Origin of the sequence: Paraburkholderia strydomiana (genome assembly GCF_031456815.1) — a bacterium.
Lineage (GTDB): Bacteria > Pseudomonadota > Gammaproteobacteria > Burkholderiales > Burkholderiaceae > Paraburkholderia > Paraburkholderia caledonica.
The window spans coordinates 1,135,038-1,151,152 of sequence record NZ_JAVDVL010000001.1; the positions used below are offsets into that span (position 1 = coordinate 1,135,038).

18 protein-coding genes are annotated in these 16,115 nt (G+C 59.3%); 8 read left to right on the forward strand and 10 right to left on the reverse strand.

The features are described from left to right. Window positions 1-15 precede the first annotated feature (15 nt). On the forward strand, window positions 16-1,281 hold the full coding sequence (locus J2W46_RS05040) for an MFS transporter (RefSeq protein ID WP_241077850.1): 1,266 nt from the start codon (window positions 16-18) through the stop codon (window positions 1,279-1,281). Window positions 1,282-1,396: 115 nt separating this feature from the next. Next, the gene (locus tag J2W46_RS05045; RefSeq protein WP_310351810.1) at window positions 1,397-1,981 is read left to right on the forward strand and encodes a CGNR zinc finger domain-containing protein; all 585 of its coding nucleotides are present in this window, start codon (window positions 1,397-1,399) and stop codon (window positions 1,979-1,981) included. A gap of 117 nt (window positions 1,982-2,098) precedes the next feature. On the opposite strand, the gene J2W46_RS05050 is transcribed toward J2W46_RS05045, so the two are convergent. The 3 genes from J2W46_RS05050 to J2W46_RS05060 form a co-directional block, all read right to left on the reverse strand. Next, window positions 2,099-2,971: an alpha/beta fold hydrolase gene (locus J2W46_RS05050; protein ID WP_310351812.1), complete on the reverse strand. Its 873-nt coding sequence runs from the start codon at window positions 2,969-2,971 to the stop codon at window positions 2,099-2,101. Between the two features lie 159 nt (window positions 2,972-3,130). Next, window positions 3,131-3,775 carry a DUF1109 domain-containing protein gene (locus J2W46_RS05055; RefSeq protein ID WP_310351815.1) on the reverse strand — a complete coding sequence of 215 codons (645 nt, stop codon included), beginning with the start codon at window positions 3,773-3,775 and terminating at the stop codon, window positions 3,131-3,133. 5 nt (window positions 3,776-3,780) lie between these two features. Next, window positions 3,781-4,356, reverse strand: a complete 576-nt coding sequence (locus J2W46_RS05060; protein ID WP_027778730.1) for a sigma-70 family RNA polymerase sigma factor — start codon at window positions 4,354-4,356, stop codon at window positions 3,781-3,783. A 307-nt stretch (window positions 4,357-4,663) separates the two neighbouring features. Here J2W46_RS05060 and J2W46_RS05065 point away from each other — a divergent pair, with 307 nt between their 5' ends. Then, window positions 4,664-5,173 carry a DoxX family protein gene (locus J2W46_RS05065; RefSeq protein WP_310351817.1) on the forward strand — a complete coding sequence of 170 codons (510 nt, stop codon included), beginning with the start codon at window positions 4,664-4,666 and terminating at the stop codon, window positions 5,171-5,173. 40 nt (window positions 5,174-5,213) lie between these two features. Continuing rightward, on the forward strand, window positions 5,214-5,618 hold the full coding sequence (locus J2W46_RS05070) for a DUF4148 domain-containing protein (protein WP_310351820.1): 405 nt from the start codon (window positions 5,214-5,216) through the stop codon (window positions 5,616-5,618). A gap of 44 nt (window positions 5,619-5,662) precedes the next feature. Here J2W46_RS05070 and J2W46_RS05075 read toward each other — a convergent pair whose 3' ends face one another. After that, a complete protein-coding gene (locus J2W46_RS05075; protein ID WP_310351823.1) occupies window positions 5,663-7,423 on the reverse strand; it encodes an MOSC and FAD-binding oxidoreductase domain-containing protein in 1,761 nt (586 codons plus the stop codon). A 239-nt stretch (window positions 7,424-7,662) separates the two neighbouring features. Between J2W46_RS05075 and J2W46_RS05080 the strand changes: the two genes are divergently transcribed. Both J2W46_RS05080 and J2W46_RS05085 read left to right on the forward strand, forming a co-directional pair. Then, window positions 7,663-8,271: a TetR/AcrR family transcriptional regulator gene (locus J2W46_RS05080; protein WP_131316269.1), complete on the forward strand. Its 609-nt coding sequence runs from the start codon at window positions 7,663-7,665 to the stop codon at window positions 8,269-8,271. A 106-nt stretch (window positions 8,272-8,377) separates the two neighbouring features. Next, window positions 8,378-9,067 (forward strand): type 1 glutamine amidotransferase domain-containing protein, encoded by a 690-nt coding sequence (locus J2W46_RS05085; protein ID WP_310351826.1) that lies wholly within the window; start codon window positions 8,378-8,380, stop codon window positions 9,065-9,067. 114 nt (window positions 9,068-9,181) lie between these two features. On the opposite strand, the gene J2W46_RS05090 is transcribed toward J2W46_RS05085, so the two are convergent. Together J2W46_RS05090 and J2W46_RS05095 are read right to left on the reverse strand one after the other, a co-directional pair. Beyond that, window positions 9,182-9,943 carry an SDR family oxidoreductase gene (locus tag J2W46_RS05090; protein WP_310351827.1) on the reverse strand — a complete coding sequence of 254 codons (762 nt, stop codon included), beginning with the start codon at window positions 9,941-9,943 and terminating at the stop codon, window positions 9,182-9,184. A gap of 96 nt (window positions 9,944-10,039) precedes the next feature. Next, window positions 10,040-11,254, reverse strand: a complete 1,215-nt coding sequence (locus J2W46_RS05095; RefSeq protein ID WP_310351830.1) for an MFS transporter — start codon at window positions 11,252-11,254, stop codon at window positions 10,040-10,042. A gap of 135 nt (window positions 11,255-11,389) precedes the next feature. Here J2W46_RS05095 and J2W46_RS05100 point away from each other — a divergent pair, with 135 nt between their 5' ends. Next, on the forward strand, window positions 11,390-12,400 hold the full coding sequence (locus J2W46_RS05100) for a LysR substrate-binding domain-containing protein (protein WP_310351833.1): 1,011 nt from the start codon (window positions 11,390-11,392) through the stop codon (window positions 12,398-12,400). Between the two features lie 21 nt (window positions 12,401-12,421). Beyond that, window positions 12,422-12,988, forward strand: coding sequence for a GNAT family N-acetyltransferase (locus tag J2W46_RS05105; RefSeq protein ID WP_310351835.1), 567 nt, complete (start codon window positions 12,422-12,424; stop codon window positions 12,986-12,988). A gap of 42 nt (window positions 12,989-13,030) precedes the next feature. On the opposite strand, the gene J2W46_RS05110 is transcribed toward J2W46_RS05105, so the two are convergent. The 4 genes from J2W46_RS05110 to J2W46_RS05125 all read right to left on the reverse strand — a co-directional run bounded on the left by J2W46_RS05110 (window position 13,031) and on the right by J2W46_RS05125 (window position 15,979). Next, entirely contained in the window at window positions 13,031-13,324 is a 294-nt protein-coding gene (locus J2W46_RS05110) for a cupredoxin domain-containing protein (RefSeq protein WP_227471206.1), read from the reverse strand. 84 nt (window positions 13,325-13,408) lie between these two features. Beyond that, window positions 13,409-14,356 (reverse strand): metallophosphoesterase family protein, encoded by a 948-nt coding sequence (locus J2W46_RS05115; RefSeq protein ID WP_020066831.1) that lies wholly within the window; start codon window positions 14,354-14,356, stop codon window positions 13,409-13,411. 295 nt (window positions 14,357-14,651) lie between these two features. Continuing rightward, a complete protein-coding gene (locus J2W46_RS05120; protein WP_310351837.1) occupies window positions 14,652-15,443 on the reverse strand; it encodes an anti-sigma factor family protein in 792 nt (263 codons plus the stop codon). Further along, window positions 15,440-15,979: a sigma-70 family RNA polymerase sigma factor gene (locus J2W46_RS05125; protein WP_310351841.1), complete on the reverse strand. Its 540-nt coding sequence runs from the start codon at window positions 15,977-15,979 to the stop codon at window positions 15,440-15,442. The genes J2W46_RS05120 and J2W46_RS05125 overlap by 4 nt, the downstream gene beginning before the upstream one ends. Between the last annotated feature and the right edge of the window lie 136 nt (window positions 15,980-16,115).

A 16,115-nucleotide genomic window follows, 5' to 3' on the forward strand; every position in this document is an offset into this window, starting at 1 on the left:
GAGTGCGAAGTAACCGTGCGTCCATCGTCCCGAAGCCTGCGCGGTCTCGATGCGCTCAATTTCCTGATGGCCGATGTTCGCGACGGTCTGGGGCCCTTCCTGTCGGTGTATCTGAAGGGTACCCAGCATTGGAGCTCGGGGAACATCGGCCTCGTCATGGCCGCGAGCGGTATTGCAGCGGCAATCTGCCAGATCCCCGCCGGCCTGATTGTCGACGCAGTTCGCGTGAAGCGGCTGCTGATCGCGATATCGGGTTTGCTGGTGGCAGCCGGATGTATTCTGATCGCGTTTTTTCCGAAGCTGCCCACCGTGCTCGCCGCGCAGATCACGCTTGGCGCAGCGTCCGCAATCATTCCTCCCTGCCTTGCCGCGCTGAGCCTTGGCGTGGTTGGTCACCGTCTCATGCCCGCACGGATCAGCCGAAACGAAGGGTTCAACCACGCAGGGAACTTCACGGCTGCAATTCTGGCGGGCGGGCTTGGACAGTATGTCGGCGTTAAATGGCTGTTCTACCTCGTATGCGCGTTTGCAATAGCGAGTGCCCTCGTGGTCCTGCTGATCAACCCGAAAGAAATTGACCATGAGCTTGCACGCGGTGCCGACAGCACTTCAAATGAGACCACGCGCCACAACCCGCTCAGCTTCTCGGCGCTATGGAAGAAGCGTGACCTGAAGGTGTTCATTGTCTCCGTGATGCTCTTTCACTTCGGCAACGCGGCCATGCTGCCGCTTGCGGGCCAGGTCATCGCTAAAGTGCATCCGGGAATGGACGTCATTGCACTGAGCGCGTGCGTAATCGCGGCGCAACTCGTCATGGTCGCGGTCGCGGCGGGTGTGGGTCGCGCGCTACGCAGGGGAATTGGACGCAAGAGCATATTCCTCGTTGCATTGGCTGTGCTGCCGGTGCGGGGTGTGCTCTTTTCTATGACCAGCAGCCCGTATGCGGTGGTTCTGATCCAGTTACTCGACGGGATTGCTGCGGGTATCTTCGGTGTGATCGGCGTGGTTATCGCGTCCGACGTGATGCGCGGAACGGGTCGGTTCAATCTTGCTCAGGGTCTGATGGCGCTTGCGGTCGGAATAGGGGCGGCACTCAGCAATGTGACGGGCGGCTATGTCGTCGAGAAGTTCGGCTTCGCCTCGGGGTTCCTCACTCTGGCTGCAATCAGCGTGTTTGCGCTCGTCTTTTTCGCGGTGTTCATGCCAGAGACACGACCCGCCGACGATGCCGAAGCTGCTCCAGACGCGCGGCCGTCAGAATTGATCTCCGCTCGCAACTGATTGCACAGAGAGTAAGTGCTTTTTCTGGCAATTGTGGTTTTGCACAAACCCGTCATAACTCGTTATACGCAATTTCAACGGTTACAATTTGGATCAGGTTACCGGAGAACGCCTGATGCCCGCACAAGAATTCCTGATACTCGCCGACAACCCTGCGCTGGATTTTCTCAACACCCTCGCGCAAGGTGATGACGGGCCGGTGGAGTACCTGTCGACCAATAAAGACGTGATAGCCTGGCTGCAGAGAATGGGCTATCTCGGTGAGCGGGGCCCGCGCGCCTTTCCGCGTGACGTCCTGGCAGAGAGAGCGCGGGCGTTGAGAGAAATGATCCGGAAACTGCTTACGCAGCGCAAACTTGGCAAGAACATTGATATAGGTGCGCTCAACTCGTTTCTAATGCACGGCAGATACACCGTGCAACTGGCGCGGGCAAGCAACGGCGAGTTGGAAGTCAAAGATCACTTTGATATGGACACACCCGAACAGCTTTTGGCACCCGTAGCCCGAGCTGCTGCGGAGCTGATCGCGACGGGCGACTTCGATCTGGTGCGCAAGTGCGAGGCAGACGATTGCGTACTATGGTTCTACGACAGGACCAAAGCGCATCGTAGAAGGTGGTGCAGCATGGCCCTTTGCGGGAACCGTCACAAGGTCGCGCAATTTCGCCAGCGTCAGAGAGACAATGCGGAGCTTGACTAAAGCGCTCAGCGAGCAAGTACATTCCGTCCGTCCTGGCCTTCACAGCAAAAGGCTGCCGCTCGTTCGCTTCGACTGCGCTCAGTCGAAGCGATCACGACGCACCGCGAATCAAGCAAGTTAACCAAGCAACTCCCTGATCGCCGAAGCAATCTCTTGCGCGTGCGTTTCAAGTGCGAAGTGTCCGGTATCGAGCATCGTCACCGTTGCTTGCGGGATATCGCGGCGAAACGCCTGAGCGCCAGGCGGAATAAAGAACGGATCGTGCTTGCCCCAGATAACCAGCGTAGGCGGTTTCGCGTCGCGGAAGAACTTCTGGAAATTCGGGTACATCTTCACATTCGACGCGTAGTCCAGGAAAAGATCCAGCTGGATATCTTTCTGGCCTGGACGCTCCAGCAGCGCTGCATCGAGTGTGTAGGACTCAGGTGCGATCGAGTCCGGATTCGATACGCCGTGCACATACTGAAACCTGGTTCCTTCGTAGTTCAACACTGCGTCGTGCACCACTTGCCGGTTGGCCGCCGAAGGTTCGGCCCAATACTTTCTGATCGGCGCCCATGCGTCGCCCAAACCCTCTTCGTACGCGTTGCCGTTTTGCGAAATGAGTGCACGCACGCGATCCGGGTACTTTACTGCGAGACGAAAACCTGTCGGCGCGCCATAGTCGAACACGTAAATCGCGTAGCTCGTAAGTTCGAGCTTGTCGACAAAGGCCGCCACTGTCTCCGCCAGAGCATCGAACGTGTATTTGTAATGACGCGAGGCAGGAACGTTCGTAAAGCCGAAGCCAGGTAAGTCTGGCGCGATGACCCTATAGCGGTCGGCGAGTCGTGGGATCAGATCGCGATACATGTGGGACGACGAAGGAAAACCGTGGAGAAGCAGGACCACCGGTGCGTCTTTCTCGCCTGCTTCCCGATAGAACATATCGATGCCATCCGCCTCGATACGCTTGATCGATACCGATGGAATGTTGTTGCCGTTAGACATGAAGACCTCCAGTAGAGACGCAGGATCGAGCCGACTACGCTGCGAGTTGTGGCCTCTATCGTAGACGTCTTTGGTAACTTTTCAAAGTTGTTTTTACCAGTTACCAGATCTGTGTGTGGATTGTTGCCCTGGACAATCCGGCGGGGCGGCCCTACACGCTCAACTCCAGCGAAGCGACACGCGCGCGAGGAGATAACCGGCGAGGGCCGGAATCGCCATCCCGATCGAATACCAGGCCGCCCAGAACGGCACACTCATCTCGGGACAGCGGAGCACATAAGCGAGCGTGGCAAGCGCTCCGGACAGCAGACCAGTGGCTGCACCGGTCAACCGCAGCCGCGTAGGCGCGAGCCCCCGCATCGCCCACGACAATGCAAGGTAGCAAGGCACCGACAACAACGCGATCAGAAGAGGACACTGTCTCCACGTATGACCGAATAAGAGCGCCTCGCGGTCCGCAGCAGGAGCCGCCGCCAGCACGGCAATCGCTGCCGCCCACACCGCCGCATATGGCAATGCGAGTAAAAACCACGCGCGTCCCGGCGACAAACCGGGAATCGACAGCCGCGCGGCGACAAGAATGGCGGCGGCTGCGGTCAACAGAGGAAACGCGAGCTTGCTCCAGAACAAGGGCCTGGTGAAAAGCGCGGCAAGGTCAGGCTGCACTCCGCGGCTGACGACGACCGCTGCGAACGCCGCCAGCACGCCGATAGTCAACGCAATGCAGAAACGGTTGAGCACGGCACGCCGGCTTTGCGGTACGAGGCCCCCCGCGAGAAGTGAAATGACCTGATCTGTGTTCATGTTGCCTATCCTCGAATCAGGCGCGACAGCGCCTTGATGCCACGATGAATGCCGACCTTGACTGCGGCTTCCGAAAGCCCCGTCAACTTCGCGGTTTCTGCTACTGACATGCCATGTAGCCGGACGTGCTGAATTGGCGCGCGCTGACGCTCGGGCAACCGTTCGAGCAGGCTGCCGATGTCGCGCCGCGCATCGAGCGATTCGGTTTCGGACACTGCGAACAGTTCTGCATCGTCGACAATCGGATCGTGTAGCGCCTCGCGATGGGCACGAGCCCGCAAAAAATCCGCTACCTTATGGCGAACAATGGCGGACGCCCATGCGGTCAACGGCACCTGATTCCGATAGGTGTGCAGCCCGTTGTGAAGTGCGAATAACACTTCCTGAAGCACGTCTTCGACGTCGTCCTCGTAGGCGCGTAAGCGTCGTCTCAGCATGCCGCGCAGATAACCAGAAAGTATTCGCAGAAACGACGCATACGCCGTCGCATCGCCGTCGATCGCCCGGTGTAGCAAAGCTTTCAATCGTTCTTCCACTCCATTCGCAGCCGCGCGATGGGTCGTTTCATCGGGCGCGATCACAGACACTTATCCATCGTCCCTTGCTCAATTAAAAATTTCATGCGGGCGATGCTGCGCCCGCCACACCTCATAAGTGTTAAGTCGGCGGAAGGCGCCCGATAGTTACAGCATCCTCGAAAAATATTTGTACGCCCAGATGCGCTGGCAGCCACTAGCGAACCGGCGTCATTGATAACCCACGAATTGCCGGAACACTGTAACCACACCGCCGTTTCTCGCGACTTACCGGATAGCAGTCGCAACTTGCCTCGCTTCACGGGAAGCCGGCACGACTACTTCTTACCGTTCCGAGAAAAGGGCTTTGAGCATGTCCATCATCCGTTTGATATCCGGGGTTATCAGCCCTACGTGGCTTGCCGCGCGCCTCGCGCGCTGGTCCCAGCTACCGCTGCGTTTAATCGTGGGCTACGGCTTCATTGCGCATGGCTACGCGAAGATTGCCAAACATCCAGAAAACTTCGCGGCGATTCTTCACGCGCTCAATGTGCCGGCTCCGCACTTCATGGCATGGGCCACGATTGCAATCGAACTGTTAGGCGGCTTTGCGATTCTGGTCGGTGCATTCGTGCCTCTCGTCACCATACCGATGGTGGCAGTGCTGCTCGTCGCAATCTTCACCGTACACCTGCCATTCGGTTTTACATCGATCAAGCTGATGGCGGTCACGTCTTCTGGTCCACAATTCGGCCCGCCCGGGTACGAGGCCGACCTGCTCTATCTTGCGTGCCTCGCCGCGCTGGTGTTTCGGGGCGCGGGTCCGCTCTCCATCGACAACCTGCTCCCATGGCCGAAGGCTCGCGTCGATACCGCAGCATGATCGACACCCGAGCAAAGCTGGGAAAGCTGAGCGGGCGTACGTGCTCGCCGAAAGCTATCCGCACGCTTTCCGTTTCAACTTATTCCGCATAGAGTACCAAGTGAATATCAAACATCTTTGTCTTGCCTTCGCATTCACCGCCGCTTCATTCTTTTCAATCGGCCATGCATCGGCGCAGGAGAAAACCCGCGCCGAGGTGCGCCGAGAACTTGTTGACGCGCAAGACAATGGCTTGAACTTCGTGACCGATGCGTCGTATCCCGACGTGAGCCCAATTTATCAGCATCAAGTCGAACAGATGAAGATGCTGCATAGCGGAAAAGGCCCCGCGCCTTCGAGTGCGAGCGACGCGGGTCATAAGCGCGAAGCGCCAATGGACAAGAGCAAATCCAGCGATGAATGCGTCGGGCCGCCCGGATTCTGCAACCCGTATTTCGGCAGTTAGCAGCAGTGTTAGTGACTGCAAACACATCAACCGCACTGGGTCATTCAAATGTCGATCACCACGTCGTCCTGCGGTTTGCAGCAGCAAATCAACACGTTCCCGCGTGCCGGTGGGTCGAGCGGATCGGGATCGTAGCTGATGGAACCGGAGACCAGTCCGCTCTCGCAGTTGTGACAGACGCCAGTGCGGCACGACCATCTAACGGGCACATCGCATGCCTCGGCTAACTCCAGAATGCTTTGATAAGTCGAGCCGTTCCAGCGCGCAGCAATGCCACTGCGCGCGAACGAGACCAGCGGACCGGTGCTGGCCTCGTTTATGGGGCGATGCGGCGTTCGTTTCTGCGAATCGACGATACCAGGATTCAACGACTCTCCGCCGTTGAAAGTCTCTGCATGAATCCGCTCCGGTGCAATCTCCAACGCGGCCAGCGCTTTCTTCATGTCGGCCATGAAAGGCGCCGGTCCGCACAAATAGACATCTGCGTCGCGAAAAACGCCAACCTCGCTGAGGATTTGTTGCGACAGTCGCCCGGTCGCGTCGAAATCTTCGCCGAGCCGGTCATTCGGTCCTGCCGCGCTATACGAAACGTAGCTGCGTCCATGCGCGAGCGCGAGCATAAGGCGCCGCGCTTCCACGGCAAATGGATGATGCTGTCGATCACGCGCGGTATGCAGCCACAAGACCTGCCGCGTCGACTGTTGCGACGACAGCGCGTGCAGCATAGCCAGAACAGGCGTTGCGCCGATTCCTGCGCTGAGCAGTACTATCGGGCCGTCTCCAGGCTGCAGGACGAAGCTACCACGGGGCGAACTGACATCGAGTGTGTCGCCTGCGTGCACATGGCTGCGCAACCAGGCTCCAGCCAAGCCGTTGGGCTCGATTTTCACGCTTATCCGGTAGCTTCCTGCGGACAGCGGGCCCGAGAGCGAGTAGCTGCGAAATAGCGGCGGGCCGTCCGCGGTCGGTTGAAGACGCAACACGAGATACTGGCCAGGCAAGGCCGGTTGCAGTTGACCGTCCGCACTTTTCAGCGTGAACGACACAACGTCTGCGGATTCCTCGTCGATCGCGGCCACCGTGAGCGGCCGGAATCCAGGCTGAACCGCGTGGCGCGCCGCCGCGGGCGCTAGCCCGGCGTTCCCACTCTCCGCGCCGGTCGTGCGGCTTTGAAGTAACGCCTCGAACGAGGAACGCCATCCCGGCGACAGCGCTTTGATTCGCAACGCGCGTTCGAGCAGGTCCAGCGGGTGATCCGGCGAATAGAGCAGCGCATTGATCTGCGCGACGGTCATTTGCTCTTCTGCCTCGCCGACTTTCACTATCTCATCGCCCGCGCCCACTTCGCCCTCTTGCACGACGCGCAAATAGAACCCAGGTCTTCCACTCGATGTGAGCAACGCCGGCATTCGCGGCTCGTTCATTCGGATGCCAACGCGATAGCAGGTTACGCGCGGTTGCGTCACCTCGAACAGCGCGTTGCCGATTCGATATCTGTCGCCAACGCACACGAGCGCGTCGGGCAGTCCTTCGACCGTGAAGTTCTCGCCAAACTGTCCGTGCACGAAGTCGGACCTGTTCAACTCCTGCTGCCAGTGACGGTACGAATCGGTCTGATAGACGAAGACGGCGCGCTGTTCACCACCGTGCCCGGCCAGGTCACCTTGACCGTCGCCCGCCAGATTCAACCGTGCCGCCCAGCAACGACCTTGCACGGGACTCTTCCAGATGCCGGTGTAAACAGTACGGCCTTTCCATTCGATGTCTCGCGGAAGTCCAACATTCACCGATAGCAGTCGAGCCATTATTTGCTCCGCAGTTGGGCGAGTTCGCGACTGGGCCGCGCCGCGATCGCTGTCCGGCTTCGTCCAAGACATTGAGACTGAATAGTAGGTGGCCCATAGAGCCGGCGCAACGAACGTTTTATGGCGTTTCGCGCTATGGGCGAGAGGACATCCTTCCCGGTCGGGACGCGGCCTGTACGCAGTTCCCATCGATGCAAAAAATTGTAGACGACTGGTCTACTATACTATATAGTCCGCACATGGCTACCGCAAACATCACCGAGTCGGCTGACACCCGCGACAACATCATCGCCGTCGGGCAGCGAATCATCGGCGCGAAAGGTTTTTCAGCCGTGGGGCTGAACGAGATCCTGTCCGCCGCTGGCGTGCCGAAGGGCTCGTTTTATCACTACTTCGGTTCGAAAGACGCGTTTGGCGTGGCACTGCTCGAAAGCTATTTCGACGAATACCTGGCTGACCTGGACAATACGCTGGGCGAGCCCGGTTTGACGATGGCGCAGCGCCTGATGAATTACTGGCAGATCTGGCAGGAGACTCAGTCATTCTCCGACTGTCAGGGCAAGTGTCTCGCCGTGAAGCTCGGCGCGGAGGTCGCGGATATGTCCGAGGCCATGCGCGCCACGCTCAAACGCGGCACGTCGGGCATCGTCGAAAGGTTGGCGCGCGCTATTCAGGGCGGCGTGGAGGAAGGCTCTCTCTCGGTCAGCGAAGACCCGTCGAGCGTAGCGCAAAGTCTCTATCAGCTGTGGCTGGGCGCGAGCGTGATGGTCAAGATCGTGCGCAATCTGCAGCCGTTCGAGACTGCCATGGCGAGCACCCGGTTGATGCTTCACCCCGTTTCCGGCTAGAAAACAGATACGCGCCACCTTATGAAGTACCTTTTCTCACCGCTTTTTACTAGACGACTGGTCTACTAGACAGCAGACTAACCGTCCCACTTGAAGGAGCAACAACATGAAAGTACTGATGGTTCTGACCTCGCACGATCAATTGGGCAACACAGGCCGCAAGACGGGATTCTGGCTCGAAGAACTGGCAGCGCCCTACTACGCGTTCAAGGACGCGGGCGCGGAGATCGTGCTTGCGTCGCCGAAAGGCGGCCAGCCGCCGCTCGATCCAAAGAGCAACGAGCCGGCCAATCAGACCGATGCGACCCGTCGCTTCGAGGCCGATGAAGCCGCAAAGGCGCAGCTTGCGGCCACGGTTCGCCTCGACAGTGTTTCGCAGGCGCAGTTCGACACGGTCTTCTATCCCGGCGGTCACGGGCCATTGTGGGATCTCGCGGAAGACCGGCATTCCATTGAATTGATCCAGTCGTTCATCGCGGCCGGCAGGCCCGTTGCGCTTGTCTGCCACGCTCCGGGTGTGCTGCGCCATGTCACCACGCCGGACGGCAAGCCGCTGGTCGAGGGCAAGCAGGTCACGGGCTTCACGAATTCCGAGGAAGCCGCGGTGGGGCTGACCGAGATCGTGCCGTTCCTTGTGGAAGACGAACTGAAGGCGCGGGGCGGCATTTATTCGAAGTCCGACGACTGGGCGCCGTACGTCGTCACCGACGGCCTGCTGATTACCGGTCAGAATCCTGCTTCGTCGTCGTCCGCAGCCGCAACTTTGATGAAGCACCCGGCACTTCGCGCGCAGTGACAAACAAGGGCTCGCCAGCGCAGGCTGTCATGGCTGCCGTATGGCCCGCTTGTGGCAGCTTATGCAGCTTGTCGCAGGCGCGCGAGCACGGGTATCGCGGGCGACACCCCGATGTCACTTGCCGCCAGTGACATCGAGGAAGGTGCCCGTGATGAAAGATGCCTCTCCGCTTGCGAGCCATAGGATTGCCCGCGCAACTTCCTCGGGCTGGCCGCCTCTTCCCATCGGAATCGAGTCTTTGACGCGATCGACTCGTCCAGGCTCGCCGCCGCTAGCATGCATGTCAGTGTAGATGTGCCCGGGGCGAATACAGTTGACGCGTATCCCGTCCCGCGCGACTTCCTTGGCGAATCCGGTAGTGAATGTCTCGACGGCACCCTTCGATGCAGCGTAGTCGACATATTCGTTCGGACTGCCAAGCCTGGCCGACGCCGACGAAACGTTGATCACGACACCGCCGCGCCCTTTGTAACGATGCGACATGCGCTTCACCGCCTGTTGCGCACAAAGGATCGGGCCTATCGCGTTGACGGCGAAGATGCGCTGCATCCGCGCGAATTCGAGATTTTCCAGTGCGGACTGCTGCGCAATTATCGCGGCGTTGTTCACCAGCACATCGATCCGGCCGAACTTCTGGTCAATCGCGGCAAATAGCTGGGCGACCTGCTCAGGATCGGCGCTATCTGCACGCACTGCTAAAGCCCGGCGACCGACAGCTTCGACATCGGCCGCCACGGCACGGGCGGCCGATTCATCGGAAACGAAACTGATCGCTACGTCGTAACCCTGTACGGCAGCTAGCCGCGCAGTCGCCGCGCCTACGCCACGGCCTCCGCCCGTTATCAGAATTAGCGGAGCCTGCGGAACAGTATTCATCGAGCGAACCTCCATATGATGGCGAGATATTGGTTTGGGCCGAAATAGAACCGATGCGAGCGATTGAGTAGGAGCCAGCGTGCGTCGCGAACGAACTCACGTGGTGCGCAGATGCGGCCGAAGTGCAAGCGCCAATGGCAAGACCGCCAAGGCCGTGGCGGCAGTCGCAATAGTGGCGCCGTGCACACCGATTTGATCGCCGAGAAATCCATACACGACCGGAGAGAGCGCTCCCGACGCGATGGTGCCGGTATAGAAAAGCGCAAACGCCCGCTCGGTACGATCGACCGAAGTCAACTCGGGCACCGTGCCGTAAAGAACAGACGACGTCCCGTTGAGCATCGCGCCAAGTAGCGGCAACAAGACCATAGCAGGCGTCAAGGGAAGGTAAATCACTGCAAGGATCAACGCGGCCGTACCGCCTTCGGTAGCGAAGACGGTGCCGATCACGCCCACGCGAGCGCCGAGCCAGCCACAAAGGAACTTGCCCGCGGCGCCACCGATGAAGACGAGCGCGAGTGCTGTACCCGTCATCGATTGCGAAATGCCCTTCGTTTTCAGGAGAAAGGGCAGGAAGGTCAATAAGCCCATCCGCACGGCTGTGTCGAGCACGCCGATCGTGAAGAGCAGCGAGAAGCCGGATCGCGAGTCGTTGCTGTGCTGCCTCGATGCTTTCTGCATGGACGAATCGCCACGCGGTATCGATGGGAGAAAAAGTGCAATCACTGCCGCGACTAAAACGCCGACGATCGACACGGCCCAAAGCGCATGGCGCCACGGCATGACGGTAATGAGAAGCGAGATAGCCGCTGGAAGCGCGGATTTTCCGAGGTCGCCCGAAAAATTGTAGATGCTGAGCGGCCCTCGGGCGTTGCGTCCATATACACGCGAGACTGCTCCCGAAGCCAGCGGATGCTGCGTGCTCGAGCCGCCGCCGGAGATGGCGAGTGCGACACATAAGCCGAGCAGAGTTCCAGATATGCCCGCAGCGGCATAGCCCAGCGCGGCGAGAAGCGTGCCGACCGCAAGCGTCGCGCGTGTGCCGAACTTGCGCGCGAGGCGTCCAGCGGGCAATTGCAGCGTCGCCATCGTACCCGCGTAGACGCCGCGCAAAATTGCCAGGGCGCCGTAACTGAGTCCGAACTCCGTCTGCCAAACCGGCAGCAACGCGTAGATCATGTCGGTGTAACCGTCGTGCAGCGCGTGCGCCGTGCATGACAGCCACAATACGCGCGCGCGTGAAACGGAACTCGACTGACCGGGTCCGTCAGTCAGGTCTGTCGTCGGGGAGGAGAAAGAGAAAAGTCCCATAGTCCAATGAAATGGCGCAAGCGCGGGCCATCGCGACAGCTGGCGCGTTTGGTTACAGAAGACCCTAGTCTAGGTTCGCGCAGAACGTGCCACAACTGACGTAAAATTGGGGTAGACGGGAGAAAAAGTCACCACATGGGCACTGAGAAACGCACAGAGAAACGAGAGAGAGAAGCGGAGATGTTGCCGCCATTGAATGCGTTACGGCACTTCGAGGCGGTCGCGCGCCTTGGGAGTTTCGCCGCCGCAGCGAACGACCTGCACGTCACGCATTGGGCAGTCGGCAAACAGATCCGGTTGCTGGAAGACTGGTTCGGCGTTCCGCTCTTTGAGCGCCGATCTCGCGGCGTCGTTCCTACCGACCAGGGCGCGGCTCTCCTTAACGATGTCGAAGGTGCGTTTGCACGTCTGAGCAGTTCGGTCACCCGCTTGCGCCACAAATCCACTACGCGTCGCATAGCGGGTGTTGTACGCGTGAATACGCTGGCGAGCTTCGCTTTGTGCTGGCTTATACCGCGGCTGGCAGATTTCCAGGCGCACTACCCGGACATTGAAGTTCGTCTCTCGACGACCTCACGCAAGTTGCGCTATGTCGGCGACGCCTTCGACGTCGGTGTGCGCTCAGGGCCCGAGGACGCAGCAGGCCTCACGTCAACAACGCTGATGCCCGATTTGCGTCTGCCTGCCTGCAGTCCAGCGGTGCTGAAAACCCATCCGATCAGGACGGTCGCCGATCTGCGAAATCACACGCTCCTTCACTCTACAAGCACTCGCACAGCCTGGTCCGACTGGTTACGGGACGCTGGCGCACCAGGCTTGCAGAGTGCGCGCCATCTCGACTTCGACCATGTTTTTCTCCAACTGGGCGCAGCCGCTGAAGGCCTGGGGGTAACGTTGGCGTCGCTGCCGCTCATCGAGCGCGAGATCGCAACAGGGCGCCTCGTGTGCCCCATCGCAGAGCCGGCAGGGCGCGGACCCGATTACACATTGGTCGTGAACAAGGACCGCGCGAACGATGACGCGGTCGTTGCGTTCAAGAAGTGGATCGTGACGGCGGCCACGCAGAATTCGGCAGAGCCGGGTACTAGTGAACGTGCGCGAAAGACTCGTCGCAGTAAGCCGCTCGCGGAGTCATCGCGACGTTAGTTGTGGCGATGGTTGTTGCACGTGACATCATCGTCAATCAATCAATCTGCGACAAAAGCAGCGACAAAAGGATCCGCCAAAATGCTCGTACGCCTACTTGGCACACAAGACGCCCCTTCGTTTCACTCGCTCCGTCTCTGCGGACTCAGAGAAGCACCCACGTCTTTCGCGTCGAGCTACGAAGAGGAAGTAGACCGCTCGGCTGAAGTCATCGAAGCTCAGCTGGCGACGCGCAACGGCCGCGGAGTATTCGGTGCTTTTGAAGGCTCGCGTCTAGTAGGAATAGCTGGACTTGGACGCGAGAACCGGCGAAAACTCAACCACAAGGCTTTTGTGTGGGGCGTGTATGTCGCGCCCGACATGAGGGGCTTAGGCGTGAGCAAAAAGCTCGTCGCCGAGGTGCTTACCTTCGCGCGGTCTATCCCTGACATCACCCAGGTGAACCTGACCGTGAACGCAAACAACCCGGCGGCAATTCGCCTTTATACGTCGCTCGGCTTCGAGCAGTTCGGGCGGGAGCACAACTCCTTGATGGTCGACGGACACATGTACGACGAGGTACACATGTCACTTCATTTTGGCGGATGAACTCAGTGGTATTTCAGCGCCCGCCCTTCTAGCCGAACTGCTTCACTGCACAGTAATCGTCTCCTTCATATTCGGATGTATGCTGCAGAAGATCTTATAGACTCCAGGCTTATCGAACTTGAACTGGTAAGTGTCGTTCTGATCAAGCGCGGCCGAGCGGAAGAGACCCGCATCGTTGACGACCACGTGCGGTTCGCTATCAAGGTTTTTCCAGGTCACGGTCGCCCCGGCTTTGACCGTTAGCGACATCGGCGAGAACATAAAATCTTTGATGACCACAGCGTTGGGCTGCTGAGCTAGCACGACGGCGGACATAACGCACATTGCGATGAGCATCGCCACTCCAACACCGATAACAAAGGCGTAGCGAAAAGTAGTCGTTTGCATGATGAGGTCCTCGTTGATAGGCATGGTCTTCAGTCAGACGAGCGTCGTATCGGCGAGCGTGGCTCTCGCGGGATGCCTCATGATCTTGACGCTCGTTACGCCCAGCATCCGCGGGAGTTCCGCACTGGACACCGTAAGCGGCCCGGGGCCCGGCCCGTTTCCAGCCGTCGGCTGCGGGTAGGCTGTCGAGCGAGCGGTATGGAAAGTCACGTTGCCTTCCACCTTCGATACGATCTGATGGATATGGCCGTTTAGCACGGTTACCGAGCCGAAGCGCTTCAGATAACTCATGGCCTGTCCTGCATCGCCAGTACCCCAACCCCACGGTTCGTAGATCGTCCACATCGGCATGTGCGCGAACACAACGATCGGCGTGCTGGAAGAGCGGCCCTTGAGATCTTTCTCCAGCCACTCAAGTTGTTCATCGCCCAGATTCCCCAAACCATTAGCCTTGAAGTGCATGACGTTGACGAGACCAACAAAATGCACGCCACTGTGGTCGAAGCTGTAGTAACCCTTGTTATCCGACGCTTGACCGAAACGTTTGAAGTACTCTGCGCCGGGTCCATCGGTAACATCATGCTCGCCCGGCACGGTGTGCAGTTCGGTGATACTGAGGCCCGACATCAGTTGCGCTGCGAGGTCGAACTCCTCGGGCTTCGAAAGATGCGTGATGTCACCGGTATGAATCGTCAGCGCCGGTTTAACGGGCATCGCGTTGACAAAGTCGATCGTTTGCTTGAGCGTGCCCGCGACGTCGGGATTCGCTTCCTTCTTGAAGCCGATATGAGAGTCGCTGATCTGCAGGAAAAGCGGGACGCCTCCCGAACCTGCTGAAGCGTCTTTGGGTGTGGCCGCAAGGGCCAAATCCACCGGCGACAGAACACCGCCGGTCAATACGAACACGGTGCCCACGCCACCGAATGCCAGACATTTGAGTACGCCCCGGCGCGACGGATCGGATGGATGATCTGACGACATATTCACCTCACAATGGATATTGATGAGGCAGGCGGCTGGACCAGCCGGCTGCGTTCAGTGAGTAGACCGCAGTGGAATCCGATTTATTCCATGGTGGTGGCTGCGTTGCATTTCGATGCCACGGTTCAGCATGTCATTGCATAGCAGAGGCCGAATGTACGCCACACTGCTTAGCATGCCGAATTAATGCAGACACGTTGACGCCGCGCGTTCCGGAATGTTCACGACGACCGGCGTAACAACGCAATGGCCGGGTTCCGATCGCGCCGCTGCAATGACATTTGCAGCGCTGCGGCTACGAAGCGGGATGCGCAAGCAGAGTCGTTACAAAGCCGTTCAGTTCCGCTTGACCAGCGTCGGTGATCGCCCAGTAATTCATTCCCCCGATGCTCCAGTGGGCGACGTGATAACCCTTCTCCTCGTAGATGCGCGGCGGCGGAGCGCCTGCATCGTTACCGGGCCACACGTAAAGATTGACGGGGTGCAACTTGTAGCGATACACCATCACCGCAACGGAGCGGCCGTTCAGATAGTCGAGCCGGCCACCGATCAGCGGATATCCCTGCTGCGCGAGGTCGACTACTGGCGGCGCAAAATCGAGTTTCCCGTCGAACCACGGCTTAACCGTATGCCGGTCCGTTGAGATCACGTCGGAAAGGTGGTTGACCTGCAATGAGCGAACATGACTGTCGACGAGTTCCTCCGTCAGGCGCGTTTCGCCGGAGGGCGCCGCAATGAACAGACTCGCGCCTGCCACCAGCGCGACAACGCTCAACGCCATCGCGCCAACCGGCGACCAACCCAGCGACCGGCCCGCGGACGGCCCGCCGAACCGCTCATGCAGCCGTTGCCAGAGCGTAGGCCGCCCCGGCAGCGCAGCTTTGATCCGTTTCACCAGCTCCGGCGGTGCATCCATGCGCAAATCGGCCTGCCGGAGTTGCGCATTGACCTGACGATCCTGTTCGTAAATTTGTCGGCATTCCTCGCAGGTTGCGAGGTGGCGTTCGAAATCAAGCGCCTCCGACAGGCTCAGTTCCTCGTCGATATAGCCCGGCAGTAATTGCAACGCCTGTTCGTGATCCATCATGCCTCCTCATCCGTCGGTGCGAGCAGTAATGCGAGTTGCCGGCGCCCGCGCCCGAGGCGAGACATCACAGTGCCCATCGGAATGCCCACGATGGCCGCAATTTCCTTGTACGACAAATCTTCCAGTTCGCGCAGCACGATCACTTCGCGGTACTCCAGACTGAGACTCTGCAATGCCTTGTGCACCCGTTTCCGGCTTTGACTGCGGATCAGCACAGTTTCCGGGCCATCGTCCCGCTCAGCGGCGCCGGTTTCGAGGCTATGCATTTCTTCCTCGAACATCGTGGTGTCCGCCGTGTGACTCCGGTTCTGGAGATACCACGTGTAGAACGTGTTGCGCACGATGCTCAATAGCCACGCGCGCGCGTCGTCCCCGCGGAACCCGCCAAAGAACCTGAACGCGCGAAGGTACGCCTCCTGGACCACATCCTGTGCATCCTGGTCGTTATGCGTGAGCCAACGCGCAACGTTGAAGGCCGAATTCATATGAACTAACACGAGCTTCTCGAAGCGCTGCACGGTAATCGGATCGGCCATCTCTCGGAATCCCTGCTGTAACGGCAAAGTGTGACCGACCAACAGCAGACTGCCGGCGTGTCATTTTTATTCCCGAAGTGCAAAATCCATCTGGCGCTCGTACGAGACTAGCCTAACGGCCGCAAAAGGCAAAAGG